At 62.8% G+C, this 24902-nt stretch carries 27 protein-coding genes; 17 read left to right on the top strand and 10 right to left on the bottom strand.

The annotated features are described in order from the left end of the window. Positions 1-20 precede the first annotated feature (20 nt). On the bottom strand, positions 21-1373 hold the full coding sequence (locus R8L07_05470) for a hypothetical protein (GenBank protein MDW3204974.1): 1353 nt from the start codon (positions 1371-1373) through the stop codon (positions 21-23). A gap of 206 nt (positions 1374-1579) precedes the next feature. On the opposite strand from R8L07_05470, the gene R8L07_05465 reads away from it, so the two are divergent. Both R8L07_05465 and R8L07_05460 read left to right on the top strand, forming a co-directional pair. Then, entirely contained in the window at positions 1580-2950 is a 1371-nt protein-coding gene (locus R8L07_05465) for a cytochrome ubiquinol oxidase subunit I (GenBank protein ID MDW3204973.1), read from the top strand. 6 nt (positions 2951-2956) lie between these two features. Next, on the top strand, positions 2957-3967 hold the full coding sequence (locus R8L07_05460) for a cytochrome d ubiquinol oxidase subunit II (protein MDW3204972.1): 1011 nt from the start codon (positions 2957-2959) through the stop codon (positions 3965-3967). Here R8L07_05460 and R8L07_05455 read toward each other — a convergent pair. From R8L07_05455 to R8L07_05445, 3 genes are all read right to left on the bottom strand, one after another. Then, the gene (locus R8L07_05455) at positions 3964-4467 is read right to left on the bottom strand and encodes a PAS domain-containing protein (protein MDW3204971.1); all 504 of its coding nucleotides are present in this window, start codon (positions 4465-4467) and stop codon (positions 3964-3966) included. The genes R8L07_05460 and R8L07_05455 overlap by 4 nt on opposite strands. A 68-nt stretch (positions 4468-4535) precedes the next feature. After that, positions 4536-5906, bottom strand: coding sequence for a glutamate--cysteine ligase (locus tag R8L07_05450; protein ID MDW3204970.1), 1371 nt, complete (start codon positions 5904-5906; stop codon positions 4536-4538). A gap of 52 nt (positions 5907-5958) precedes the next feature. Next, a complete protein-coding gene (locus R8L07_05445; GenBank protein ID MDW3204969.1) occupies positions 5959-6708 on the bottom strand; it encodes a 16S rRNA (uracil(1498)-N(3))-methyltransferase in 750 nt (249 codons plus the stop codon). Between R8L07_05445 and ubiA the strand changes: the two genes are divergently transcribed. From ubiA to bmt, 5 genes are all read left to right on the top strand, one after another. After that, on the top strand, positions 6707-7720 hold the full coding sequence (gene ubiA / locus R8L07_05440; GenBank protein MDW3204968.1) for a 4-hydroxybenzoate octaprenyltransferase: 1014 nt from the start codon (positions 6707-6709) through the stop codon (positions 7718-7720). The two genes, R8L07_05445 and ubiA, sit on opposite strands and share 2 nt — an antisense overlap. Beyond that, on the top strand, positions 7720-8382 hold the full coding sequence (locus tag R8L07_05435) for a 50S ribosomal protein L11 methyltransferase (protein MDW3204967.1): 663 nt from the start codon (positions 7720-7722) through the stop codon (positions 8380-8382). The genes ubiA and R8L07_05435 overlap by 1 nt, the downstream gene beginning before the upstream one ends. Positions 8383-8451: 69 nt before the next feature. After that, positions 8452-9495: an endonuclease/exonuclease/phosphatase family protein gene (locus R8L07_05430; GenBank protein MDW3204966.1), complete on the top strand. Its 1044-nt coding sequence runs from the start codon at positions 8452-8454 to the stop codon at positions 9493-9495. A gap of 99 nt (positions 9496-9594) precedes the next feature. Further along, complete coding sequence (locus tag R8L07_05425; GenBank protein MDW3204965.1) at positions 9595-10884, top strand: O-acetylhomoserine aminocarboxypropyltransferase/cysteine synthase family protein; 1290 nt, start codon at positions 9595-9597, stop codon at positions 10882-10884. Between the two features lie 23 nt (positions 10885-10907). Then, positions 10908-11954, top strand: a complete 1047-nt coding sequence (bmt, locus tag R8L07_05420; GenBank protein MDW3204964.1) for a betaine--homocysteine S-methyltransferase — start codon at positions 10908-10910, stop codon at positions 11952-11954. Between the two features lie 11 nt (positions 11955-11965). On the opposite strand, the gene R8L07_05415 is transcribed toward bmt, so the two are convergent. Next, positions 11966-12604, bottom strand: a complete 639-nt coding sequence (locus tag R8L07_05415; protein MDW3204963.1) for a hypothetical protein — start codon at positions 12602-12604, stop codon at positions 11966-11968. A gap of 140 nt (positions 12605-12744) precedes the next feature. On the opposite strand from R8L07_05415, the gene R8L07_05410 reads away from it, so the two are divergent. Beyond that, entirely contained in the window at positions 12745-13428 is a 684-nt protein-coding gene (locus tag R8L07_05410) for a YafY family protein (protein ID MDW3204962.1), read from the top strand. 9 nt (positions 13429-13437) lie between these two features. Here R8L07_05410 and R8L07_05405 read toward each other — a convergent pair whose 3' ends face one another. Next, entirely contained in the window at positions 13438-14484 is a 1047-nt protein-coding gene (locus tag R8L07_05405) for a class II histone deacetylase (protein ID MDW3204961.1), read from the bottom strand. A gap of 123 nt (positions 14485-14607) precedes the next feature. Between R8L07_05405 and R8L07_05400 the strand changes: the two genes are divergently transcribed. The 3 genes from R8L07_05400 to R8L07_05390 are packed head-to-tail and all read left to right on the top strand — an operon-like array spanning position 14608 to position 17096. After that, positions 14608-15720 carry an S-(hydroxymethyl)glutathione dehydrogenase/class III alcohol dehydrogenase gene (locus R8L07_05400; GenBank protein ID MDW3204960.1) on the top strand — a complete coding sequence of 371 codons (1113 nt, stop codon included), beginning with the start codon at positions 14608-14610 and terminating at the stop codon, positions 15718-15720. Between the two features lie 24 nt (positions 15721-15744). Then, on the top strand, positions 15745-16656 hold the full coding sequence (locus tag R8L07_05395) for a lipid kinase (GenBank protein ID MDW3204959.1): 912 nt from the start codon (positions 15745-15747) through the stop codon (positions 16654-16656). After that, positions 16653-17096, top strand: coding sequence for a hypothetical protein (locus tag R8L07_05390; protein ID MDW3204958.1), 444 nt, complete (start codon positions 16653-16655; stop codon positions 17094-17096). Before R8L07_05395 ends, R8L07_05390 begins: the two co-directional genes overlap by 4 nt. A gap of 13 nt (positions 17097-17109) precedes the next feature. Here the strand turns inward: R8L07_05390 and R8L07_05385 are convergent, their stop codons facing one another. Beyond that, the gene (locus tag R8L07_05385; protein ID MDW3204957.1) at positions 17110-17670 is read right to left on the bottom strand and encodes a hypothetical protein; all 561 of its coding nucleotides are present in this window, start codon (positions 17668-17670) and stop codon (positions 17110-17112) included. Between the two features lie 138 nt (positions 17671-17808). Between R8L07_05385 and fghA the strand changes: the two genes are divergently transcribed. The 3 genes from fghA to R8L07_05370 are packed head-to-tail and all read left to right on the top strand — an operon-like array spanning position 17809 to position 19985. After that, positions 17809-18645: an S-formylglutathione hydrolase gene (gene fghA / locus R8L07_05380; GenBank protein MDW3204956.1), complete on the top strand. Its 837-nt coding sequence runs from the start codon at positions 17809-17811 to the stop codon at positions 18643-18645. A gap of 4 nt (positions 18646-18649) precedes the next feature. Beyond that, a complete protein-coding gene (locus R8L07_05375) occupies positions 18650-19039 on the top strand; it encodes a DUF427 domain-containing protein (protein ID MDW3204955.1) in 390 nt (129 codons plus the stop codon). 58 nt (positions 19040-19097) lie between these two features. Beyond that, positions 19098-19985 (top strand): 50S ribosomal protein L11 methyltransferase, encoded by an 888-nt coding sequence (locus tag R8L07_05370; protein MDW3204954.1) that lies wholly within the window; start codon positions 19098-19100, stop codon positions 19983-19985. Positions 19986-19990: 5 nt separating this feature from the next. Here the strand turns inward: R8L07_05370 and R8L07_05365 are convergent, their stop codons facing one another. Next, complete coding sequence (locus tag R8L07_05365) at positions 19991-20206, bottom strand: hypothetical protein (GenBank protein ID MDW3204953.1); 216 nt, start codon at positions 20204-20206, stop codon at positions 19991-19993. Between the two features lie 149 nt (positions 20207-20355). On the opposite strand from R8L07_05365, the gene R8L07_05360 reads away from it, so the two are divergent. Both R8L07_05360 and R8L07_05355 read left to right on the top strand, forming a co-directional pair. Beyond that, complete coding sequence (locus tag R8L07_05360) at positions 20356-21261, top strand: LysR family transcriptional regulator (GenBank protein MDW3204952.1); 906 nt, start codon at positions 20356-20358, stop codon at positions 21259-21261. Between the two features lie 319 nt (positions 21262-21580). Further along, on the top strand, positions 21581-22186 hold the full coding sequence (locus R8L07_05355; protein MDW3204951.1) for a DUF4167 domain-containing protein: 606 nt from the start codon (positions 21581-21583) through the stop codon (positions 22184-22186). An 84-nt stretch (positions 22187-22270) separates the two neighbouring features. On the opposite strand, the gene serA is transcribed toward R8L07_05355, so the two are convergent. Next, a complete protein-coding gene (gene serA, locus R8L07_05350) occupies positions 22271-23515 on the bottom strand; it encodes a phosphoglycerate dehydrogenase (protein MDW3204950.1) in 1245 nt (414 codons plus the stop codon). A gap of 98 nt (positions 23516-23613) precedes the next feature. After that, complete coding sequence (locus R8L07_05345; protein MDW3204949.1) at positions 23614-23904, bottom strand: YciI family protein; 291 nt, start codon at positions 23902-23904, stop codon at positions 23614-23616. Positions 23905-24010: 106 nt separating this feature from the next. On the opposite strand from R8L07_05345, the gene R8L07_05340 reads away from it, so the two are divergent. Further along, positions 24011-24847 carry a LysR family transcriptional regulator gene (locus R8L07_05340; protein MDW3204948.1) on the top strand — a complete coding sequence of 279 codons (837 nt, stop codon included), beginning with the start codon at positions 24011-24013 and terminating at the stop codon, positions 24845-24847. Positions 24848-24902 lie beyond the last annotated feature (55 nt).

Below are 24902 nucleotides of genomic sequence, written 5' to 3'. Positions count from 1 at the left end.
TCAACGTGTCGGGGTCGCGCTTACGCAATTTCCGCCATTTCGCTGGTCTCCAGCTTCCTGGCATCAAACTCATACGGGGCCGGCATGGTCTCAAACGGCCCGCCGAGAGATTGACCGGCACAGACCTTGGCCGGGCTGTACGCAAATTTAATCATATGATCGTCATCCGGAATGGCTGTGACACCGGAGATGCCGCCAATCGCGTTAATCTTGTCGACGACGTGAAGGATCCAGTCCATGTGATTGCGGGTGATCGTCTGGTTGGCGCGAACGAAGATGCCCTTGAACCCACACCCCTTGAGCCGCGCCAGCGTGCGGGACAAATCGCCTTCCAGCTTGCTGGGTACCAGCACCGCGCCGATTTCCTTGCAGAAAGGCTTCAGATGGCCGGTGATGTCGGTCAGGCGCCCGTCCGGAACCCCCTGCGGAACATACATAATATTGGGCAGGATGCTCTGGCGCAGACGTTGCGGCAGCGCGCCCAGCAACGCCGAAATCTCGTTCCGACCCCGATAGTTCGTCAGGGTCTCGAAATGGATGTTCGGCACCAGCTGACACTGTCGACCGGCGACCAGATGGTCGGTCAGTTCGATCAGCCCGTGCTCCAGCGCTGCGATGTCCAGGTCGACGACTTCGGAAATCTGCGGCTTGGCACCAAGGACGCCATAATTCCAGGTCGTCTCCCCGACCATGGTGGAGGGGCGCATCGGTGCGCAATTGAAGGTCCAGATCTTCCGTTCACCATTGAACCAGATGGGAAGGAACCGGAACTCGACCGGTGCGTCCTTGACGATGCTCAACTTGGCCAACAGTTCGGCCCGGTTCCCCTTCGGGATGGACGGCATGCTGCCGCCGGTCCCGGTGCGCGTCTGGCCAGGATTTTTCGCTTGCGCTTCGACCGTGGTCGGTTTCGCTGCGGCCGGTGCGGCATCGTCATCGCTGATGGAAACCTTGTGCGCCTTGTTCTTCAAGGCGTCCAGCATGCCCAGCGGATCCTTTGCCTCGGTCAGCGTCAGGTGGCTGCCGGACTGGCTGATGCCGCGTACCGTGACTGCGCGCAGATCCTCTGTGCCCATCAGAATCTTGTTCACCGCATTGGCGATGGCGGCTGCGATCAGTTCTGATTTATCGGCACTGCGCGTCGAAAATACGATAAGGAAGGAGGCGTCCCGGCATTTGAAGAAGGCATCCTGCGCATTGCAGTGTTCAGCGATCGACTTTTCGATGACTTCGCCGATATGGGCCTGCGCCTTCGTCCAGCGTTCCTCGCCCAACCGGTCGCGAAGGTCTTCCGTGCCGAGGCAGACAATCTGTCCGAGATTCAGAGAGTCGGTACCGCCGGCCGATCCAACAATCGACAGAAACTCTGTCATTGATCCGCACTTTTTAGCGCACATTCCACCTAACTCCAAAAGCCCCTGCAAGTCGGGTCGGGAAAGGGTAGCGGAAATCAGGTTAAAATTCTGTTAGGCGAATTGATTATCTGCGACCGGATGTCCCGCGTCAGGCTGACCTGATGTCTTTCCGGTTGAACGCGCTAATGTTGTGGTCATCGCAAGGATGACATCAGGAGACCGAGATGGATGCCCTGCTGCTGGCCCGTATTCAGTTCGGCGCGAACATTTCTTTCCACATCCTGTTCCCGACGATCACGATCGCGCTTGGCTGGATACTGCTCTATTTCAAGCTGTCCTATGCCCGAACCGGCGACGAGAAGTGGATGGAGGCCTATTTCTTCTGGGTAAAGATCTTTGCCCTGTCCTTCGCCATGGGGGTGGTCTCCGGCATCACGATGAGTTTCCAGTTCGGCACCAACTGGCCCGGATACATGGAAGTGGTCGGCAATATCGCCGGGCCGCTCCTGGCCTATGAGATCCTGACCGCCTTTTTCCTGGAGGCGGTGTTCCTGGGCATCATGCTGTTCGGGTTTCGGCGGGTCTCCGGGCGCGTCCACACGCTCGCCACATTCCTCGTCGCCTTCGGGACGACCGTTTCCGCCTTCTGGATTCTGGTTCTGAATTCCTGGATGCACACACCGACCGGGTTCGAGATGCGGGACGGTGTGGCCCACGCAACCGACTGGCTGGCCATTGTCTTCAACCCATCCATGCCGTATCGCCTGGCGCATATGCTGCTGGCCTCGGGCCTGACGGCGGCGTTCCTGATCGCCGGTCTGTCGGCTTACAGGCATCTGCGCGGCGACACCGGGGCGGGCAACCGCGCCGCCCTGAAGACCGGGATCGGAATTGCCGCGGTGCTGATCCCGGTCCAGATCCTCGCCGGCGATCTGCATGGTCTGAATACGTTGGAACATCAGCCCGCCAAGGTCGCGGCGATGGAAGCGAACTGGGACACGCGGGGCAACGTGCCGCTGGTCCTGTTCGGTCTGCCCGATGAAACGGTGCGCGAAAACCGGTACACGATCGAGATTCCCGACGGCGCCAGCTGGATCCTGAGCCATATGGCGGAAGGGGAGGTTCCGGGGCTGAACGATTTCGTTGCCGAGGATGGTACGGTGGAACACCCGCCGGTCGCCCCGGTTTTCTTCGCCTTCCGCATCATGGTCGGTGTCGGCGTGCTGATGCTGGCCGTGTCCTGGTGGGCTGCCTGGCGGTGCCGCGGCGGTCGCGCGCCGGGTCGGACGCTGAGCTGGACCTTGGTGGCGATGACCTTCTCAGGCTGGGGCGCCACGCTGGCTGGCTGGTACACGACGGAGATCGGCCGTCAGCCGTGGCTGGTGACCGGCGTTCTGACAACCGAAGAAGCGGCGTCCGATGTCGCCGGGGGCATGATCGGCACGACCCTCGCGATTTATCTGGTCGCCTATGCGGGCCTGACCGCGGTCTATATCGCCACCTTGTTCGGCCTGTCCGCGAAGGCGGCAAGAGGCGGCACCCAGGAACCGGGGGCGGGTGAAGAGCCCGCGGGCCTGAAACAACCGGCGGAGTGAGGGGAAATGACCTTTTTCGATGATCCGACCGCTTGGCTTCCCGTCGTGTTCGCCGGCCTTATGGGCCTGTCGATCCTGATTTACGTCATCCTGGATGGCTATGATCTCGGCATCGGAATTCTGATGCCGGCGGGCGACCCGGCACAGCAGGACCGCATGGTGGCCTCCATCGGCCCGTTCTGGGATGCCAATGAGACCTGGCTGGTGCTTGCGGTCGGGCTGCTGCTGGTCGCGTTCCCCGTCGCCCATGGCACGATACTGACCGCGCTATACCTGCCTGTCGCGGTGATGCTGGTGGGGTTGATCCTGCGCGGCGTCGCCTTTGAATTCCGGGCCAAGGTGTCGCCGCCGCACAAGGCACTCTGGAACCGGTTGTTTTTCACCGGTTCTCTCATGACCGCGCTGTCCCAGGGGTTCATGTTGGGGCTGTATGTCATGGGGCTGGAATGGACGGCGGCGAACGTAGCCTTTGCCATGCTGATCGCCTTGTGTCTTGCCAGTGCCTATGTCGCCATCGGCGCGTGCTGGCTGATTTACAAGACCGAGGAGGCACTGCAGCGCAAGGCGATCCGCTGGGCAAAGGGTGCCCTGATGCTGACGGCACTGGGGATGGCATCGATTTCACTGGCCAGCCCTCTGGTCAGTCCGCGCATTTTCGACAAGTGGTTCATCCTGCCTGAAATCGCCTATCTGGCGCCGCTGCCGATCGGGGCGGGAATTCTGTTCCTGATCCTCTGGATTTGCCTCAGCCGGATGCCGCGGCCCGAAGATCGGCTCTGCTGGCTGCCGATGGTGCTGATGGCTGGAATCTTTCTGCTTGGCTTCGCGGGGCTGGCCTATTCCTTCTATCCCTACGTCGTGCCGGAGCAGTTGACGATCTATGAATCGGCGGCGGCGTCCGAAAGTCTTCTGCTGATCCTGGTCGGAACGGGTTTTGTCCTGCCGATCATCGGGGTCTACACGGTCTTCGCCTACACGGTGTTTCGCGGCAAGGCGACGGAGTTGCGCTACGACTAGGGTCCGAAGGTGCCGGCCGTGTCCTTGTGGTCCGAGGCATAGAGCAGGATCTGGTCGACCGTCTCGCCATCCGCTGACAGCGGAAGGAATATGCGTTCTTCCCGAACCATGTTGCCCGACCGGCTGAGCAGGGTGTCGCGGCGGAACAGCGGTTCATGCTGTTCGATCACGGAACCGTAGCTTCGCAAGGCGTTTTCCGGACTGGGGCCGTGAAAGGCCTCGGAAACCGTCAACCCGGTCGGATCGCGCCCTCGAAATGCGACCTCTCGCGTACCGACGACCTTGTATTGCAGGTCGAGCGGGTCCGTCGAGACAACGTTCAGCAGGGTGACGCCCGGAAGCAGCCGGTGGAAGTCGAGCGGATCAATATCCGTGCGGGCGGGACTGCGCCGCGTTCCCCGTCGGGCGTCCCAGTACCGGTAGATTTCACGGATGTCGTCGCCGCAATCTGTGAGGAATGCCGTCCCGTACTCAAACCCCGGCTGGATCGCCCGTCCCATTGATATCAGGCCTCGACCGTTTCCGGGACGAAAGTCTAGTGGCAAAACCTTCCGCTAGAGTTAACGGATCAGTATTTGCACTCTTCATAGATCGGATCGATCTTTTCGTTCCAGCGGGTTGCGTAAGCGTCCAGCAGATCCTCGGCCAGGGTCTTGCCGGACTCGACGATGGATTCCAACGGTTTGATGTAGTGCGTTTCGTCCAGGCCGGAGGTCGGGCTCAGCCGCGCGCGGCGTTCCAGCCCGCCCCGGCAGATCTTCAGAACCTCCCGTGCGATATCGCGTACGGTTCCGTCCCGGAAGGGGGTTTTCAGGGCCGTCCTGGGCACGCCGTCGCGTAGCGCGGTGATCTCGTCGATGCTCCAGTCGGCGATCAGTTCGGCCGCTTCCGACTGTGCCTGGGCGTCGTACAGAAGGCCGACCCAGAGCGAGGGCAGGGCGCAGAGATTCCCCCATGGCCCGCCGTCGGCGCCACGCATCTCGATGAATTTCTTCAGCCGGACTTCCGGGAAGGCGGTGGTCATGTGATCGGACCAGTCGGTCATCGTCGGCTTCTTGCCTTCGAACCCTTCCAGCGTGCCGGCCATGTAATCGCGGAAGCTCTTGCCGGAAACGTCGTGATAGACGCCGTCGCGATAGACGAAATACATCGGCACATCGAGCAGATAATCGACCCAGCGCTCGTAGCCGAAACCGTCTTCGAAAACGAAGGGCAGCATGCCGCAGCGGTCGGGGTCGGTATCGGTCCAGATATGGCTGCGATAGGACAGGAAACCGTTGGGCTTGCCTTCGGTAAAGGGCGAATTCGCGAACAGGGCCGTCGCCATCGGCTGCAGCGCCAGCGAAATGCGCATTTTCTCGATCATGTCCGCTTCGGATTCGAAGTCGAGATTGACCTGAACCGTGCAGGTCCGGCACATCATGTCGAGGCCCAGATTGCCCTTTTTGGGCATGTATTCCTTCATGATCTTGTAGCGACCCTTGGGCATCCAGTGGATGTCGTCGCGCTTCCAGATCGGGTTGAACCCCAGGCCGACAGTGCCGGCGCCGACCTCATTACAGGCCTCGACCACCTGGTGCAGGTGGCGGTGCACCTCACTGCAGGTCTGGTGAATGTTTTCCAGCGCCGCGCCGGACAGTTCCAGCTGCCCACCCGGTTCCAGGGTCACGGAGGCGCCGTCCCGGCCTTTGAGGGCAATGATGTTGCCCTTCTCGAAAACCGGTTCCCAGTCCGGCCCGGCAAGGCTTTCCAGCAGGCCCTTGACGCCCGGCGTGCCGTCATAGGCCAGCGGCCGCATGGAATCGGCGCAATACAGAAACTTCTCGTGCTCCGTCCCGACACGCCACTTGTCGCGCGATTTGGCGCCCGACGCGATATAGGCGATCAACTGGTCCTTGGAATCGATGACGGTTTCGTCGGTGGCGGCGGGGGACGACATAAAAAAGCGTTCCTCACTATGGCGGCCCTTATCAACGGGCCTTGAGCTTCGTTCACCCGCGTGGTTCGGGGCGTGTCGACCCATCCCCCACAACGGCCTGCCAGACGGCCAGGGCCGCCACTGCCGCCGTCTCCGCTCGCAGGATTCGCGGGCCGAGACCGACGGCTTGGACTAAAGGCGAGCGATGCATGAAGTCAAGTTCCGCCACGGAAAAACCGCCCTCCGGTCCGGTCACAAATCCGACAGAACCGCGGGTTTCCGCCGTTGCTGCGGAAGCAATCGGGACAACGTCACCGGCTTCGGCACATAAAAAAAGCGCCCGGTCGACCGGCCAATCCCGGATCAGATCGGTCAGTTTGACCGGATCGGATACGGCGGGCACGTCCAGCCGCTCGCTTTGTTCGGCAGCCTCAACGGCGGTGGCCTGCAGGCGTTCGGTCTTCACCCGTTCCGACTGGGTGCGGTCGGTGATGATCGGGATCAGGCGGGACACGCCCAGTTCCGTCGCCTTCTGGACGATGAAATCGGTCTGGGTCTTCTTAACCGGCGCGAAGGCCAGCCAGAGATCCGGCGAAGCGACCTGTGGGCGCCGACATTCCCTGAGGACGATTTCCGCCTTCGTCTTGCCGACCGCCGTCAGTTCGCCCGTCCATTCGCCATCGCGGCCGTTGAACAGGACCAGCGTGGCACCTTCGGTCAGGCGCAATACGCGGCTCAGGTAATGGGCTTGATCCGGGGTCGCCTGAACCGGGCTTCCCTGGGTCAGGTCCTGCGCGACGAAAAGACGGGTTGCGGTGGCCATGCCGGACACTATTCTCGCCTTCGCATCCGAGTTCAAGGAAGCCTTTGCGATGAGCCCTGCCAACAGTCCGTCGAATGAAGACCCGGCCCGCCGGGACCGAAGCGACATCATCGCCGGTAACTGGGTCGACCGCTGGTTGCCCGGCCCGGTCCGACCCTATGCGCGGCTCGCCCGCTGGGACCGGCCGATCGGCACCTGGCTCCTGCTGCTGCCTTGCTGGTGGGGCGTTGCCATGGCCGGGCACGGCTCGGGCGAGCCGGTCTGGATGCTGATCTGGTACGGCGTGCTGTTCGGCATCGGCGCGACGGCGATGCGCGGCGCGGGCTGTACCTGGAACGACATCACCGATCGTGACATCGACGGCAAGGTGGCACGTACCGCGACACGGCCGATCCCGTCCGGCCAGGTCAGCGTGAAACAGGCCCTGGCCTTCATCGTGCTGCAGTCGCTGGTCGGCCTTGCGGTGCTCAGCCAGTTTACCTGGGAGGCCATCATCGTTGCCATCGCCTCGCTGGCCGTGGTCGCGATCTACCCGTTCATGAAGCGCTATACCTATTTTCCGCAGGCCTTTCTGGGCATTGCCTTCAACTGGGGTGTGCTGGTCGCGGGCGCGTTGCTGATGGGGCAGATCGCGCCACAGATTCTGGTTCTCTATGCCGCCGGATTCTGCTGGACCATGTCCTACGACACGATCTACGCCCATCAGGACAAGGATGACGACATCCTGATCGGGGTGAAGTCGACGGCGCTGAAATTCGGCGACCGGACGCGCCCGATCATTGGCGGTTTCATGGCCCTGACCCTGGCCCTGGTCGCCAGTGCCGCCTGGATGCATGGCGTGGCGGGCCCGCTGTTCTGGGTCGGTCTCGCCGCCGCTGCCGGGCATTTCCTCTGGCAGCTCAAGACCCTGGAATTCGACAATCCGAAGAACCTGATCAAGCATTTCAAGGGCAATCGGCATGCCGGGATGCTGATCACGGTGGCCTTGGCGCTTGGAGGAGTTACCCTGTGATGATTGCGGAGGTCGGAGCGGCCGACCTGATTCTGGATAATACCCGCGCGGTCTCGCCGCGCCTTCTGCCCGAAATGAAACTGTATCTGGCGCAGGACGATGTGCCGCTCTACCGCATGGGTGAGGATGAGCTGGACGCGCTGGGCATCGGCACGCCGTACTGGGCCTTTGCCTGGGCCGGCGGACAGGCGTTGGGCCGCTATCTGCTGGACAACCCGTCGGTCGTACGTGGCCGCAAGGTGCTGGATTTCGGTGCCGGCTCCGGCATGGTTGCGATCGCGGCCGCGATGGCTGGCGCTTTCGACGTGATCGCCGCCGATATCGACCCGGTCGCGGCCGAGGCGATGCGTCTGAACGCGGAACTGAACGATGTTCATCTGGATATCCTGACCGAGGATGTGATCGGCAGCACCGATCCTGATTTCGAGGTCGTGCTGATCGGCGATGTCTTCTATGACAAGGGTCTGGCCGATCTGGTCCTGCCCTGGCTGCGCGAACTCGAGGTTCTGGGCCGCACCGTGCTGATCGGTGATCCCGGCCGCTTCTATCTGCCCAGCATGGGGATGGAGCGCGTCGCGCGCTACGCTTCCGAGACGACCGGCCTGATGGAGGATACCGACCTGCGCAATGCCGGCGTCTGGCGCCTGCGCGACGTCGCCTAGGCGGGAAAGTCACAAAAAATCTACCGAAGGGTGTTAGGGTTCCCCATGCGCAATTGAGGGGGAAGGGCCATGACATTCCGCTACGATTTCTCTGCCGTCGGGCCGGATTTTCCGGTGGCGCGGGTGGCGGAGACGATCCGCGATTTCAAGACCTATCTCGGTGCGTCGGGTGTCCCGCGCAAATCGCTGGAATCCTCGCTTTTGATGGCGAGCTGGAACATCCAGCATTTCGGTGGCACAGGACGGTCGGAGGAGGCGCTTTGGTATATCGCCGAGATTCTGTCGACCTTCGACATCGTCGCGGTGCAGGAGGTGAAGCGCGGTCTGGACGATCTGGAGTTGGTCCTGAAGCTTATGGGCCCGTGGTGGCGCTATGTCGTGACCGATGTGACCGAAGGTACGGACGGCAATGACGAACGGCTGGCCTATGTCTATGATTCCCGCAAGGTGCGCTTTTCCGGTCTGGCGGGGGAGTTGGTGATCCCGCCGGTTGAACCGGATGACGGCACCGAACAGCCGCCGGTCCAGTTCGACCGCACGCCCTTCCTGGCCGGGTTCTCCGCCGGCTGGTTCAACTTTCAACTGGCGACCGTGCATCTGGCCTGGGCGACCGGCGACGCCGAAGATCCGGACCGGGTGCGCGAGGCCGAGGCGCTGGCCAAGTTCATGCGGCGGCGTGCCTTGTCCGATCGCGGTACCTGGTCGCGCAACGTCTTCCTGATCGGCGATTTCAATTTCTTCAACGAGCACAGCCGCGCCTATCTGGCGCTGGAGCAGAACGGCTTCACGATCCCGGTCGGCCGCGACGAACTGGTGCAGACCAATGCCGGGGCCGATGCACGCTATTACGACCAGATCGCCTATCTGCTGGCCGACACCAATGTCGCGCCCGCCGGTCTGGGCGTCCTAGACCTGTTCGAAGTCTTCTATTCCGACGCCAATTTCGCCCGGTTCTATGAGGCCGGCCTGACTCGTGCCGACGGCACGGTTCCCGGCAACAAGCGTAGCTATTACCGCAACCATTACCGCCGCAAGCAACTGTCCGATCACTTCCCGATCTGGATCGAACTGCCCATCGATTTCGGCCTGCCCTATCTGGAATCGCATCTCTAGCGCCTGTTCGGGCAGGACTGGAAACAGCCCTCGACGGGAGCCGGGGGCGGCTATATAACACCGCTTAACTGGAAATTATCGGCCGGACGGAATTCCGCGATGGCAAAGGAAGACTACGGGTTTGAAACCCTGGCGTTGCATGCCGGGGCCGCACCGGATCTCGCGACCGGGGCGCGGGCTGTGCCGATCTATCAGAATACCTCCTATGTCTTCGACAATGCCGACCATGCCGCATCGCTGTTCAATCTGCAGGAACCGGGCTTCATCTATTCGCGCCTGACCAATCCGACGGTCGCGGTGCTGGAGGAACGGCTGGCGGCGCTGGAGAACGGGATCGGCGCGACGGCCACGGCATCGGGCCATGCGGCGCAGATCATCGCCCTGCTGCCGCTGATGGGGCCGGGCGATCATGTCGTTGCCTCCTCCAAGCTCTATGGTGGCTCCATCACGCAGATGGGCCATACCTTCAAGAAGTTCGACTGGCAGGTGGATTTCGTCGATCCGACGGCGCCGGAGAACTTCCGCAAGGCGCTGCGCCCGAAGACCAAGGCAATCTTCGTTGAATGCCTGTCCAATCCCGGCGGCGTGATCGTCGATCTGGAACCGGTCGCAGCGATCGCGCATGAAGCCGGCATTCCGCTGATCGTCGATAACACCATGGCGACGCCCTATTTGTGCCGGCCGGGTGAATTCGGCGCGGATATCGTCACCTATTCGACGACCAAGTTCATTTCCGGGCAGGGGACGGCCCTGGGCGGCGCGGTGGTCGATTGCGACAGCTTCGACTTCAACCAGCCGGACAAATTCCCCAGCCTCGCGACACCGGCGCCGGAATATCATGGCCTGACCTTCACCGAGACTTTCGGCAATCTGGCCTATACGCTGTATGGCCACGCGGTCGGCCTGCGCGATATCGGCCCGGCGCAGCAGCCGATGAACGCCTTCCTGACCCTGCAGGGGATCGAGACCCTGCCGCTGCGCATGGACCGTCACATCGCCAATGCGCAGACGGTGGCCGAGTATCTGGACGGTCATCCGGCGATCGAGACCGTGCATTATGCCGGTCTGAAATCCAGCCCGTTCCATGATCTGGCCCGGAAATACATGCCCAAGGGGCCCGGCGCGGTCTTCACCGTCAGCCTGAAGGGCGGGTTCGAGACGGGCCGGAAACTGGTGGAATCGGTGGAACTGTTCAGTCATCTGGCCAATATCGGCGATGCAAAATCGCTGATCCTGCATCCGGCCTCTACGACGCATAATCAATTGACCGAGGAACAGCGCGTTGCTGCCGGGGCCGGCCCCGAGGTGATCCGCCTGTCCATCGGACTGGAAACCGTGGACGATCTGATCCGCGACCTGGACCGCGCGCTGGCCAAGGCCGCCGCCTAATCGAACGAAGAAGGCATGACGCTATGAGTGACAACCTGTTCCTGAAGCTTCTTTCCGAACGCAGCCACCTGATCGCCGACGGGGCGATGGGAACGAACCTGTTCGAACGCGGGCTTCAGTCCGGCGACGCGCCCGAATTGTGGAACGTGGATCATCCGGACCGGGTCGCCAGCGTGCATCAGGAGTTCGTCGATGCCGGCGCGGATATCGTGCTGACAAATTCCTTCGGCGGCAGCAGCTTCCGCCTGAAACTGCACGATGCCCAGGATCGCGCCTATGAACTGTGCAAGGCGGCGGCGGAGATCGCACGCGGCGTTGCGGACAAGGCGGGTCGTCCCGTGGTCGTGGCCGGGTCCATCGGGCCGACCGGCGAACTGTTCGAACCGGTCGGACCGGTCACGTTCGAGGCTGGAAAGGCCGCCTTCGCGGAACAGGCCAAGGGGCTGCGCGACGGTGGGGCCGATGTGCTGTGGATCGAGACCATCTCGTCGCGCGAGGAAAGCGCTGCGGCGGTTGCGGGCGCGGCAGAGGCCGGGCTGCCGGTCGTGTCCACCATGACCTTCGATACGGTCGGCCGCACCATGATGGGGGTGACCCCGGCGGATGCCTTCCGCCACCTGACCAGCCTGCCCATCGCCCCGGTCGCCATCGGCGCCAATTGCGGGCTGGGCGCGACGGAAAACGTCCTGTCCGTGCTGGGCATGCGCGAAGCGGTCGGCCCGGATTCGATCCTGGTCGCCAAGGCCAATTGCGGCGTGCCGGTCTTCAAGGACGGCGCGTTCAGCTTCACCGGCACCCCGGAACTGATGGCCGACTATGCCCGCCTGGCGCGGGATTCCGGCGCGCGCATCATTGGCGGCTGCTGCGGCACGACAGGGGTTGTTCTGAAGGCGATCCGCGACGCGTTGGACGGCTACGAGCCGGGCGAGCCGCCGACCATGGAGACCATCGTCGAGAAGCTGGGTCCGCTGGCCGGCGTCACCGACAAGCCGATGCACGGCCATGCCGGTCATTCCTGCGCCCCCGAGGGCGAAGACGGCGGTCGCCGCCGTCGCCGCCGCCGGGGATAGGCCGCGCCGCCTCAGGCGAGCACCGTCCAGAAATCGAGATCGACCGTTTCCGGGTCGAACAAGTCGAGCAGTGGCTGGCAATCCGCGTTGCCGACATAGCCCAGGCATGTCCGGCGCGTGGCGGCCAGGGTCCGGCCGAACACGATCTCGCAATAGGTCCGGTCATCCATCTGTCCGGTGAAATGCTCGCGGGTGTTCTCGGACTCCGCCAGATAGGTAGCCTCGATCCGATCCGACGCGGCCCGCACCGTGTCCGCCGTTGCCGCGCTGTCGGCTGGAAGGGCGAAACTGCCGAACTCGACGCAGGTGAAATCCCGAACCGCCGAAATGCCATCCTTCAGTATTGCGCCGAAACTGAAGCGGATCGAATTCGTGTCGATCAGGCTCAAGATACGTTTCGAATAGTCGGATGCCTGATAGGGCTCTTCCAGGCGGGCGAGAGCGTCGCTGTCCCGCATCAGCAGGATATCGCCGAATTCCCCCCGCAGGTTGCCCAGAAAGGCGTGCTGAACGACACCGTCCTGATGAGCAAGGAACCCTTCCTGCCACTCGAGAACGGCCGCCGCGAGATCCTCCGGCGTCGTCTCGGGAAGCCGGTTGTAACGGACGAATTCAAAGGCATGGGCCTGCAGGGTCGTGTCGATCAACATACTGTTTTCCTCTCAACTCTACGATTGTGGGTCGGATGCTGCGGTCCCTTGCGGTACCGGCAGGGCGCCCCGTATAACCAAGCGCAGTGACAGATTCTGTCAGGGTGCGTCCGGGCAGGGATTAATCGAAAGAGGGCTTTGTGCGGGCGGCGCGTCTTTTCGTTTTGCTTGATCAGCTACGGCTCAGCCGCCGGCCGGTTTCGGCCCGGACCCTGGCGGAGGCGACCGGCGTGTCGGAGCGGACGATCTATCGCGATATGGCGACCTTGCAGGCCATGGGCGCGCCGATCCGCGGTGAAGGCGGTATCGGCTATCAGATCGAGCGCGGCCACTTCCTGCCGCCCTTGCATTTCGACGCGGACGAACTGGATGCCATAGCCTTCGGCATGCGCCTCGTTGCGGCGCGGGGTGACACCGAGCTTGGAAAGGCCGCTGGCCGGGTCGCGGCAAAACTGGAGGCGGTGGTGCCCGAGGCAGACCGCGGTTCCGTGCGGCAGGATCGCATGTTCGCCCTCAGCGCCGGCAGAATGTCGGAAGCGGGGCAGAATGTGCAGGACCGGCTCGGCATCCTGCGCCGGGCCGTCAAGTCGCGGAACAAGCTGGAAATTGGCTATACCGGTCTGAACGGGCGGCCGAGCGACAGGCGAATCCGGCCTCTCGGGCTGACCGCCTTCGACACGGTCTGGCTGCTGACCGCATGGTGCGAACTCCGGAACGATTTCCGGAATTTCCGGCTGGACCGGATCGACCGGGTAGAGATGCTGCCGGACTGTTTCCCGCCGGAGCGGGGCAAGGAACTGAAGGACTATCTGGCGACGCTGTAGCGGCGCTTCCTAACGACCGTCATCCGGCAGATAGGCCAGCGGGTCGTCGATGCCGATATCCGCGCCGATCAGGCCGCTGAGTGCGGCATGGGTGCAATAGGCCGTGTAGGTGCGGGCGTAACCGCCTTCCTGTACGGCCAGCAGACGGCCCGGGCACAGTTCCGCAACCAGTTCCCTGACACGCGCGCCCATCCAGTGATAGCCCGCCATGGTCAGGCACATCCGGCCGTTCGGGTCGAACTGGTTGCCGTCCTGCCCCGCGGCGACGACGATCAATTCGGGCGCATAGGCCCGCACGGCGGGGATCACCAGATCGTCGAAGGCCTTGCGATAGGCTGCATCGCCCAGGCCGAGGCGCAGCGGGATGTTGATGTTGTAGCCCTCACCCGCGCCGGTACCGATCTCGTCCGTTGCACCGGTTTCCGGATGGGCGTCCCCCTCCCAGGCGCCGTGGTTCATGTGCAGCGAGAGGGTCAGCACGTCCGGTCGGTCGTAGAACCCGGCCTGGGTTCCGTTGCCGTGATGGACGTCCCAGTCGATTACCGCACATTTCGTCACGCCCTTTGCGATCGCATGTTCGATCGCCACGCCGATATTGTTGACGAAGCAGTATCCGTCGACCCGGTCGCGCGCGGCATGGTGCCCCGGCGGCCGGACCAGGGCATAGGCGGCACCTTTGCCGGCCAGGACATGCTCCATTGCCGCCACCGTGGTGCCTGCCGCCGCCAATGTCGGTGTCCAGCTGCCCTTGCCGAAGACCGTCGTCGTCGTCATCCGCCCGCCGGTCGCATCGAAGGACTGCACCCGGTCGAGATGACCCGGCGTGTGGAACCGTTCCAATTCCTCCCGCGTGGCGAGGCGCCCGGCAGCCCACTGAACCCGGTCCGACAGCGGCCCGCGCTCCAGCACGGTCTTGATGTTGCGTACGCGTTCTGCGTTTTCGGGATGTGCCTCGGCTATGCCCAGATCGGGCACCGGTTCGGCTTCCAGAACCCCATTCCCGGTATCGTGGTCCAACACGGCGGGGTGCCAGAATATGCTCAACGGATCGGTCATGGCCGATAACTTGCCAAGGACTTCGCCCGCCGCCAAGAGACAGCTTTGCCTTGCACGGATTCCGACCGGCTGGCAGTCTCCCCGAAACCGAAAATCAAACGTCCTACCGGGGAGTTTAACGAGATGAAAACCCGCGCCGCCGTCGCCTTCCAGGCCGGAAAACCCTTGTCGATCGAGGAAGTCGACCTCGAAGGTCCGAAAGAAGGCGAAGTGCTGGTCGAGATCAAGGCGACCGGCGTTTGTCACACGGACGAATTCACGCTCAGCGGCGCCGATCCGGAAGGTGCGTTCCCCGCTATCCTGGGGCATGAAGGCGCGGGCGTGGTCGTCGATGTCGGCCCCGGCGTGCGCAGTCTCAAGAAAGGCGATCACGTCATTCCGCTCTACACCCCGGAATGCCGCGAATGCGACTATTGCCTGAATCCGAAGACCAATCTGTGTCAGGCAATCCGGTCGACCCAGGGCCAGGGCGTGATGCCGGACGGTACCTCGCGCTTCTCGATCAATGGCGAGAAGATCCTGCACTATATGGGCACGTCGACCTTCTCCAATCACACGGTCCTGCCGGAAATCGCGCTGGCCAAGGTGCGCCAGGACGCCCCGTTCGAGAAGATCTGCTATATCGGCTGCGGCGTGACCACCGGGATCGGCGCGGTGATCAACACCGCGAAGGTGGAGCCGGGTTCAAACGTCGTCGTCTTCGGTCTGGGCGGCATCGGCCTCAACGTGCTTCAGGGCGCGCGGCTGGCCGGTGCGAACATGATCGTCGGCGTCGACATCAACCCGTCGAAGAAGGAAATGGCCGAGCGCTTCGGCATGACCCATTTCGTCAATCCCAAGGAGGTCGAGGGCGACCTGGTCCCCTATCTGGTCGACCTGACCGGCGGCGGCGCGGATTACAGCTTCGAATGCGTCGGAAACACGACCCTGATGCGCCAGGCGCTGGAATGCGCCCATAAGGGATGGGGCGAAAGCATCATCATCGGCGTCGCGGGTGCGGGTCAGGAAATCTCCACCCGTCCGTTCCAGCTGGTCACCGGTCGGTCCTGGCGCGGCACGGCCTTCGGCGGCGCGCGCGGTCGCACCGACGTGCCGAAGATCGTCGACTGGTATATGGACGGCAAGATCGAGATCGACCCGATGATCACGCACACCATGCCGCTGAACGACATCAACAACGCCTTCGACCTGATGCATGCGGGCGAAAGCATCCGCTCGGTCGTGCTGTACGACTGATCGGCCCCGGGGGACGCCTAGCCCATGACCGAACTTCGGCGGGCCGCCTGTTTCGTAAATGCGAAGGCGCGGTCCGCCGAGGCCCGAGCGTCGGAGTTCATTGCCGCCGTCGAGGCGCGCGGCATCTCCGTCGAACTGCACAAGACCGGCTCTCAGGAGGAGGCGCTCAGGACGGTCCGTGACCTGCCGGAGACCGACGCTATCCTTGTCGGGGGCGGGGATGGGACATTGAGCGGCATGTTGCCCGCCCTTCTGGAGCGCCCGGAGCCGTTGGGCGTCCTGCCTCTGGGGACGGCCAACGATTTTGCCCGTGCGCTGTCGATTCCCCAGGATCCCGATCAGGCGGCGGAGATCGTCGCAAAGGGTCATGTCCGGGAGGTCGATATCGGGCTTTTGAACGACAGGCCGTTCCTGAACGTCGCCAGTCTGGGGATCAGCGTCGAGGTTGCGGATCTGCACGAAGACGGCGCGAAGAAACTGCTCGGCCGGTTTGCCTATCCGATGCGCTGGATGGAGGCCTGGCGGCGGCACCGCCCGTTGCGGCTTCAACTCACCATCGGGGATGAGGAACGGCGCGTTGTATGTTCCCTGCTGGGGGTCGGATGCGGACGTCACTATGGCGGTGGCCTCACCCTGGATGAGGAAGCGCGGCCCGATGATGGAAATCTGCGCCTCTACTATCTTGCGGCGCGGCGGACGACCGACTGGTTCCGCTTGCTCCCGTCGCTCTGGCGCGGCACCCTTCGTCAGCACGGCGAGGCCTTTACCGCGACCGCCCGCGAGATCGAAATTCGGTCACGCAAGCCAAAGAAAATCAATGTGGACGGCGATATCGTGGAAAGAACCCCGGCGCGGGTATCCGTAATGCCCGGCCGCCTGAAGGTGCTGGCCCCGCCGCGCGCGGACTACGAACGGCCAAACGGATTCGGACTATGAGCCTGCTGCTGCCGCCTGAAATTGCTGCCTTGAACGACGTGATCGTCGCGGCACGAGACTGTCGCCAGGTCCTCATTGATTCTGCGGAAAGGTTGAGGGACGGCCCAATGAAGGCGGCGCTCGAAAATCGGGCTGCGGAGCGGGACGAAATCATAGAAGCGTTGAGCGCGGTTGTACGGGACAGGGGTGAACTGCCCCCCGCTGATTCGGGTCCCGATGAACAGCGCTTGGCCGGCGAATTCTGGTCCGACGTCGTTGCCCGGGTCGTCGGCGACCGGGAAGCACCTCTTCGGGAACTTTGCCTTAAGGCGGAATCTACCTTGCTTGCCGCCATTGATTCGGCGCAACGCGAAGATCTTCCCGAGATGGCTAAACGCACGCTTGCCAAATTCGGAGGCAGGAACGCGGAATCAAGCCTGGATTTGCCGACCGCGTCCTAAAAGTCGACCGCACTTAACATCCTGGCATAGGTGCTTCGAAAACATAAGTTCGATCAAGATACGTGATTGAAATGCCGCCTTCGGCACACGAATCTAGGTCACGGTCCTTGAACCAAAACCAGCGCATCGAAGGTCCGACTTCAGGGAGGTTGTTGGCGAAGGTACTGCGAATAAGCTTTACCTTCTCAAGCAGATTTGGCGGCATTTCGGCCTCGACAAAAGCTTCAACTGGTTTTCCTTCGGCAGTTCGAAATTTTGGCGACTCGGCGCGAACGATCGCAATACCTTCTGCTTCAGTCAGCCTGATGTGATTGAACCCGACCACGTTGAACTGTCGAAGGAACTGTTTCAGTAACGCGGAACCCTCGACGTTTGGGTTGATCGTTGGAGGGGTGACCCACACAAAGTAGATATATTCATTTTCGGCTAGGTCGTCTCGAATGACGGCCGATTCTTGTGCGAGTCGATGCGGTTCAAAACTGTCGGCAGCCAGCATTTGTTTATCGGAAGCGACGCCCCCAATCGCCACCAAGAATGCCGAGAACCCGCAAAACTTTTGAAACAATGGTCTCATCGATTGCCTCTGCTCTTGCTACCTCAACGAACGTCACTGCCGGAAATCTAGCCTTGATGTCGCTCGTAGTCTTGCCCGCTTGCGAATATGCAATTTCACTGTCAACGTCCCCCCGGTTTTGAAATGCAAGGTTTGGCGATGACACTTGAGGCTTTGAACGAATGGAAGTGCTTCGGCGGGGTGCAGACGGTCCATGCGCATGACAGCAGCGCGACCGGGACACGGATGGAGTTTGCGGTATTCCGCCCGGCGGGGAATGGACCCTTCCCCGTCCTGTACTGGCTGTCCGGCCTGACCTGCACGTGGGAGAATTTCGTGACCAAGGCGGGCGCTCAGCGCTGGGCCGCCGAAAATGGTGTCATGATCGTCTGTCCGGATACCAGTCCGCGCGGTGACGACGTGCCGGATGCGGCCGACGAGTATGATTTCGGCAAGGGCGCGGGCTTCTATGTCAACGCGACGCAGCAACCCTGGTCCAAGCACTACCGGATGTATGACTACGTCGTCGACGAACTGCCCAGCCTCGTTGAATCGACGGTGGACGGCGCATCGAACATTCGCGGGATTTCCGGTCATTCGATGGGGGGGCACGGGGCGCTCACCCTGGCCCTGCGCCATCCGGAACGGTTCCGATCCGTGTCCGCCTTCTCCCCCATCGTTGCGCCTGCGCAGGTCCCATGGGGCCACAAGGCGCTGGGGCGCTATCTCGGCGACGATCAGGCCGCCTGGCTGGAGCACGATGCCTGTTCCCTGATCCAGAGCCGGGGCTGGCAGGGCGATATTCTGGTCGACCAGGGGGACGCCGACAATTTCCTGGAGGAACAGTTGCGTCCCGGCCTGTTCGAGGACGCCTGCGCCAAGGCCGGTGCGTCCCTGACCCTGCGGATGCAGCCCGGCTATGATCACAGCTATTACTTTGTCGCCAGTTTCATCGGCGACCATATCGCCTGGCACGCCGAACGTCTGAAGGGGTAGGGCCATGCCGGCCGAAATTCTGGAACGCGCGGGGACACCGAATCACCCGATCACGGTCGAAGCGGCGCCGGGCACGGTCACCCTGTCGGTCGGGGAGACTGTTCTGGCCCGTTCCGACTCCGCGCTGATCCTGCGAGAGGCTGATTATCCGCCGGTCTACTATCTGCCGAGGGATGCCGTCGACCCCTCTCTTCTCGCCCCGGCGGAAAAGGTTACGCACTGCCCGTTCAAGGGGGATGCCAGTCATTGGACGATCACTCTTCCGGGGGGCGATGTGGTGGATCCCGGCGCATGGAGTTACGAAACCCCGATCGACGGCATGGCCAGTATTCGCGGCTATCTGGGGTTCTACGTGAAGGCCCTTGGGGCGCGGTTCAGCCCATCCCCTACCTGAGGCAACCAGACGTTCCAGCCTGCTTGCCGGGCGGGGCGGCTGGGGCTAAGTCTTCGCCATGCCAGTTTACAAGACCATTCTGATCCTGCCGGGGGAGGCGTCTGTGCCTCCGTTTCAGGACGCCGTCGAGCCATACAGTCTCGGGACCGCCGCCTTTGAATGGGAGGGCGGCCCGGACTGGTCGTTGGAGTTTTACACGGACGGCCTGCCGCCGATGACGGAACTGGCACCGAAGCTGGCGCAGGCCGCGGAGCAGGCGGGGGTTCCGAATCCGGATCCTATCGTGGCGCCGCTGCCCGATATCGACTGGGTCGCCGAGAACCAGAAGAGTTTCCCGCCCATCGTCGCGGGGCGTTTCTTCGTTCATCAGGAGTTTCACGACGGCCCGATTCCTTCGGGGTCGATCCCGTTGACGGTCAATGCCGGAACCGCCTTCGGGACCGGCACCCACGCGACGACCTGGGGCTGCCTGATGGAAATCGACCGCCTCGCGCGAGAGGGGTTCCGCGCGGGGTCAGCCCTGGATCTCGGATGCGGCACGGCCATTCTGGCCATGGCCATCTGCCGGCAGAACATGGCGCGGCGTGTGGTCGGCAGCGACATCGACCCTGAAGCGGTCCGGGTGGCGCAGGTCAATGCGCGCCTGAACGGGACGCCCCCGCCGCAGCTACGCCTCGCCGTGGCAACGGGCATGAATCACCCGGCCATCCGACGGCAGGGGCCTTATGATCTGATTGTTGCGAATATTCTGGCGCGGCCGCTGATGCTGCTGGCGCGGGACGTTTCGCGCGCCTTGTCGCCGGGGGGCCGGCTTATCTTGTCCGGGTTGCTGACCGAACAGGAGGCGATGGTTCTCGGTCCCTACCGCATGCAGGGGCTCAGGCTGATCCGTCGGCGCCGGCGCGACGGGTGGTCGACACTCACCCTGTCGCGCGGCACCGGATAGCGGGATCAGCGCGCCGGGTTGGCGTGCCCGTTACCGTCGAGATGCAGGGCGTGGCGCACAGCGTGTACCGCGTTGCGTACCAGTCGGTACAGGCCGCGGCCCGCGGCGGCGGTCATCGAACGGATGGCGGCGCCCTGCTGGCGGCGGCCCTCGGCGATGTAGGCGCGCACTTCTTCATAGTCGAGGGCACGGATGTCGCGTTCGGCATTGAAAGCAGTCATGATGGGTCTCCTTGATGCGTGCGCCGTGTTGCGTCGCACAAAATTCATGTTGCGTTGCACAACAAGATGATATGTGAATGCGGAAAGATGAAGGGGCTAAAGACTCCAATGCCCTGTTAGTCTGAGGAACAAATGGCAGGAGGGAAGGCATGGACCTCGCGCCGCAGATGCTGCTGTTCGCGAAAGTCGTGGAGGAGGGCGGATTTTCCGCTGCCGCTCGCCGGGAGGGGCTGACCCCTTCCGCGATCAGCAAGCAGATCGGGCAGTTGGAAGACCGGCTGGGCGTGCGCCTCCTGCACCGATCCACCCGGCGCATGTCCTTGACCGAAGAAGGCGAGTCCTTCTACCGCCGGTGCGTCGAGATTGCCGAGAAGGTTGCGGAGGCGGAGGCCGCGATGGTGTCGCTTGGCGATCACCCGCAGGGCACGTTGCGCGTCGCCTCGACCGTCGCCTTCGGCAAGACCCAACTTCTGCCGCATCTACCTGAATTCATGCGGGACAATCCCGACGTCCGGGTGGTGCTGGAACTCAGCGATCGGCCGCTCGACCTCGTGGCGGAACAGATCGACGTGGCGATCCGCTTCACCGAACAGATCGATGACGACACGCTGGTTGCGCGCAAGCTGGCAACGAACCGGCGCGTCTGCTGCGCCTCACCGGACTATATCAACCGCTACGGCATGCCGGAATCGCCGGAAGATCTGATGCGGCACAATTGCCTGACGTTGACCACGGTGTCGCGCTGGAACGACTGGCGCTTCGACACGCCGGACGGGCCGAAGGTCCTGAAGGTTCGCGGCAATCTGGAGGTCAACAGCGCGGATGCGGTCTATCACGCTGCCCTGTCCGGCCTCGGTATCGCGCGCCTGTCCACTTACCTGGTTGGCCCCGACCTGAAATCCGGCCGTCTGGTCCGGGTTCTGCCGGGTTATTCCTACGAGGGGTCGTCGATCCTCGCGGTCTATTCCGACCGAAAGAACCTGTCCCCGAAGATTCGCGCCTTCGTCGACCATCTGGCCGGCAGCTATGGCGAAACGCCCCCCTGGGAGGCGTGAGTCCCGTTCGCTGGCCGCACTCGTTCCGGATCGGTAAAGCACCTGTGCCCAATGTCTGGGAATGGCAGTGTCATCTTGCCGCAAAGCCCGGAAATTGGGGCAGTTTGCAGGCAATACCATAAAAAATGCTTGGATTGGGCGCGACCACGGGCTACTTTGCGGGACGTCGGACCCCGGAGGGACGTTTCATCGCTGAGGCTGTGCGGGTCCGACCTTCCGCGAGCGCGAAGACGAATCGACCCGATATTGATCGGGCGCCGCGATGACACGGACATTATCGTCCCCTCGCATGACGCAATCGGACCTCAAGAGGTAACGCGTGAACAATCAGAAGCAAAACCGCGGGCGGCACCGCAACAACGCCCGTCGTAGCAATCCGTCCCGCCAGAATTTCGATTCCAATGGCCCCGGCATTCGAATTCGCGGTAACGCGACCCAGGTCTACGAGAAATACATTCAGCTGGCCCGCGATGCGCAGGGTTCCGGTGATCGGGTCATGGCGGAGAACATGCTTCAGCACGCGGAGCACTATTACCGGATCCTGAACGACGGCAACAATGACCGGCAGGCGCGTCAGCAGCAGGCCGATCCGGCGAACGAAAGTCAGCCGGATACGGACAGCAACGACGATACGGATAACAGCGAAGATACCGCTGCGTCCGCCGATTCGAGTTCCGGGAACGACAGCAGCAATAGCGGCGGCAACAATGGCGGCGGTTCCGGCCGTGGGCGCGGTCGCCGGTCCAGCAGCAATAGCAGCAGCAATGGTGGCGGCAGCAACGGTGGTGGCCGCGGGCGCGGTCGTCGCAGCCGTTCGGCCGATGCCGACGCGCCGGCCGCGGAAAGCGCCGATGCCGGTGGGGAAGCGCCTGCGGCTGTTGCGGAGGCACCCGCTCAGCAGGAGCTGTCAATTACCGCCGACTGATTTCGGCAAGACACATCATGAGAAAAGCCCCGTATCGAAGGTGATGTGGGGCTTTTTCTTTCTGTATGTATTTCTGCGCAAGGGTCAGCGCAGCACGCGGGCACGCAGCGTTCCGGGCAGTGTCTTGATATCCGCGACGATGGAATCGGCGTCCTCCACCGTTCCCTCGGCATCCAGCACGACATAACCGATCTCGCCCTGGGTCTGATAGTGCTGCGCGGCGATGTTGACCTGACGGTCTGCGAAGATGTCGTTCAGCTTTCGCAGTTCGCCCGGAAGATTGCGCTGCACCTGAATGAAGCGCGTGACATCGGTCCGCGGCGGCAGTTGCACCTGCGGGAAATTCACTGCGCCGACGGTCGATCCGTTGTTGGCATATTCCGACAGTTTGCGGGCGACCTCGTCACCGATCCGTTCTTGCGCCTCCAGGGTGGAGCCACCGACATGCGGGGTCAGAATGACGTTCTCCAGGCCGCGCAGCGGGGATTCGAACTCATCGGCGTTGGATTTCGGTTCGACCGGAAAGACATCGACGGCGGCACCGGCCAGGTGACCGTCGCGCAGGGCACCGGCCAGCGCATCCAAATCGACAACCGTGCCGCGCGCATTGTTGATCAGATAGGCGCCCTTCTTCATCTTCGCGATTTCCGCCGCGCCGATCATGTTCCTGGTCTGCGGCGTTTCCGGTACGTGCAGGCTGACAATGTCCGCAGTGGACAGCAGGACGTCCAGGCTTTCGATCGGTTCGACATTTCCGTGACGCAGCTTGTCGGTGTGATCGAAATAGACGACGCGCATGCCCATGGCTTCCGCCAATACGGCAAGCTGGCTGCCGATATTGCCGTATCCGACGATACCCAGCGTCTTGCCCCGCAATTCGTAGCTGCCTGCCGCTGATTTGTCCCAGCGGCCGGCATGGGCGGCACTGGACCGGGCAAATGTCCTGCGCAACAGCATCACCGCTTCCGCGATCGTCAGTTCCGCGACGCTGCGCGTGTTCGAGAAGGGCGCGTTGAAGACCGGGATGCCACGGCGTTGGGCCGCGTCGAGGTCGATCTGGTTGGTGCCGACCGAAAAGCAGCCGACGACCCGCAGCATTTCGGCACGGGCCAGGATCGCATCGTCAACCTGACTGCGCGACCGGATGCCCAGAATCCGCACGTCTTTCAGTGCCGCGACCAGATCGTCGCCCTGCAATGCCTTGGTTTCCCGCACGACATGGCGGAAGCCGAGACTTTCGAAATGCCGGACCGCCTTTTCCGATATGCCTTCGAGAAGCAGGACCTTGGATCCGGCGATGTCCTCGGGCAACGGTTCCTGTTGCAGCATAGCGGCATGTCCTTTCGATTCTGCGGCATGTGACGCGCGCTTCTACCGCGCCGCGCCGCAAGGAACAAACCCCTTGTTGCCGCAGGGGGATCGATGCGTCAGAGACACCGCCGACCATCGGAAAAGACCTGCCGCCAGGCAAGAATTCGGACTGCTTTCCGCAAGCCGGTGGGCCAGAACGGATCCGCTTCGACCAGTGCCGTGGCAGCGTCCAGGCTTTCCGCCTCGACGATCCAGAGGCCCCCCGCCGGGTCCCCGTTCTCACTCAAGGGACCTGCCGCGTCGATTTGATCGGCATGACGTTCAAGAAAGGTCAAATGATCCGGCATCAGCCGCTCGCGGGCATCGGCGTGTTCCGGATTGTCGGTAAAGAGAACGGCGAATTTCATGGTCCTGCCTCCCTGCATGCATTGCCGGGACGAGTGTGACCGTTGCATCGGCTCGCATAAATCCGCAACATTGCGAAAATAATCTGCAAAAATGCAGGAAGACCTGATGAACTGGGATCATTTCCGATTTCTCCTGGCCGTGGCGCGGGCCGGAACGCTATCCGGGGCGGCGCGCCGGCTGAAGGTCGACCAGACCACTGTCGCCCGCCGCCTTGCCGCAGCGGAGGAGACTTTAGGCTATCCTGTCTTCAACCGTGCCGATGGACGCTGTCATCCGACCGATCGGGGTGTCGAGATCCTGCAGCGCGCAGCCGACATGGAAGACACGGTGGAGACTGCGCTTCGATCCGGGTCTGCCGCAGGCCCGCGGGGAACGGTGCGAGTGACCGCCGTTCCCTGGTTGATCAATCGCGTGCTGATTCCGGAACTTCCCGCCTTTGGAAAGGCTTGCCCGGAAATCGCGCTATCGCTGCTGCCCGATTCCCAAAACCTCAGCCTAGCCCGACGGGAAGTGGATATCGCATTGCGCTTCGCCCGACCCGAGACGGATTCCCGAGCCCTCACGCGGCGGGTCGGGCGGGTCGCCTTCGTTCCCTGTCAGTCATCCCAGCCGAAGGGTGAAAGCCTTCCGTGGATTTCCTATGACGAGTCGGCGCGTCATCTGCCCCAGGCGGCCTGGATCGAGGAACATGCCGAATTGTCCGGGGGCGGGTTGCGGGTCGCGGATATCGAGACGGCCATCGCGGCGGTCCAGGCGGGGCTCGGCAGGACGTTGTTGCCCCAGGGGCTGGCGCCCGGACTGAAGGGCATTTCCGTAACTGGCCCGCCGGTGGCCGAGCGTGAGATCTGGATGTTGGTGCTGGATCGGTCTCGGGCACGGCAGGCGGTTTCGGCCGTCGGTGATTGGCTGATTTCCGTTTTCCGTGTCGGAAACTTCGCTTGACCCCGGCGCGCCTATTCCGTCTAAACGAACGGGTATGACAGTAGGTAACAGGGGC

The organism is Alphaproteobacteria bacterium, assembly GCA_033344895.1.
Taxonomy (GTDB): Bacteria; Pseudomonadota; Alphaproteobacteria; order UBA8366; family Aestuariispiraceae; genus Pacificispira.
Note: the sequence above shows the minus strand (reverse complement) of the source record. Positions and strands in the feature narration are given on the sequence as shown.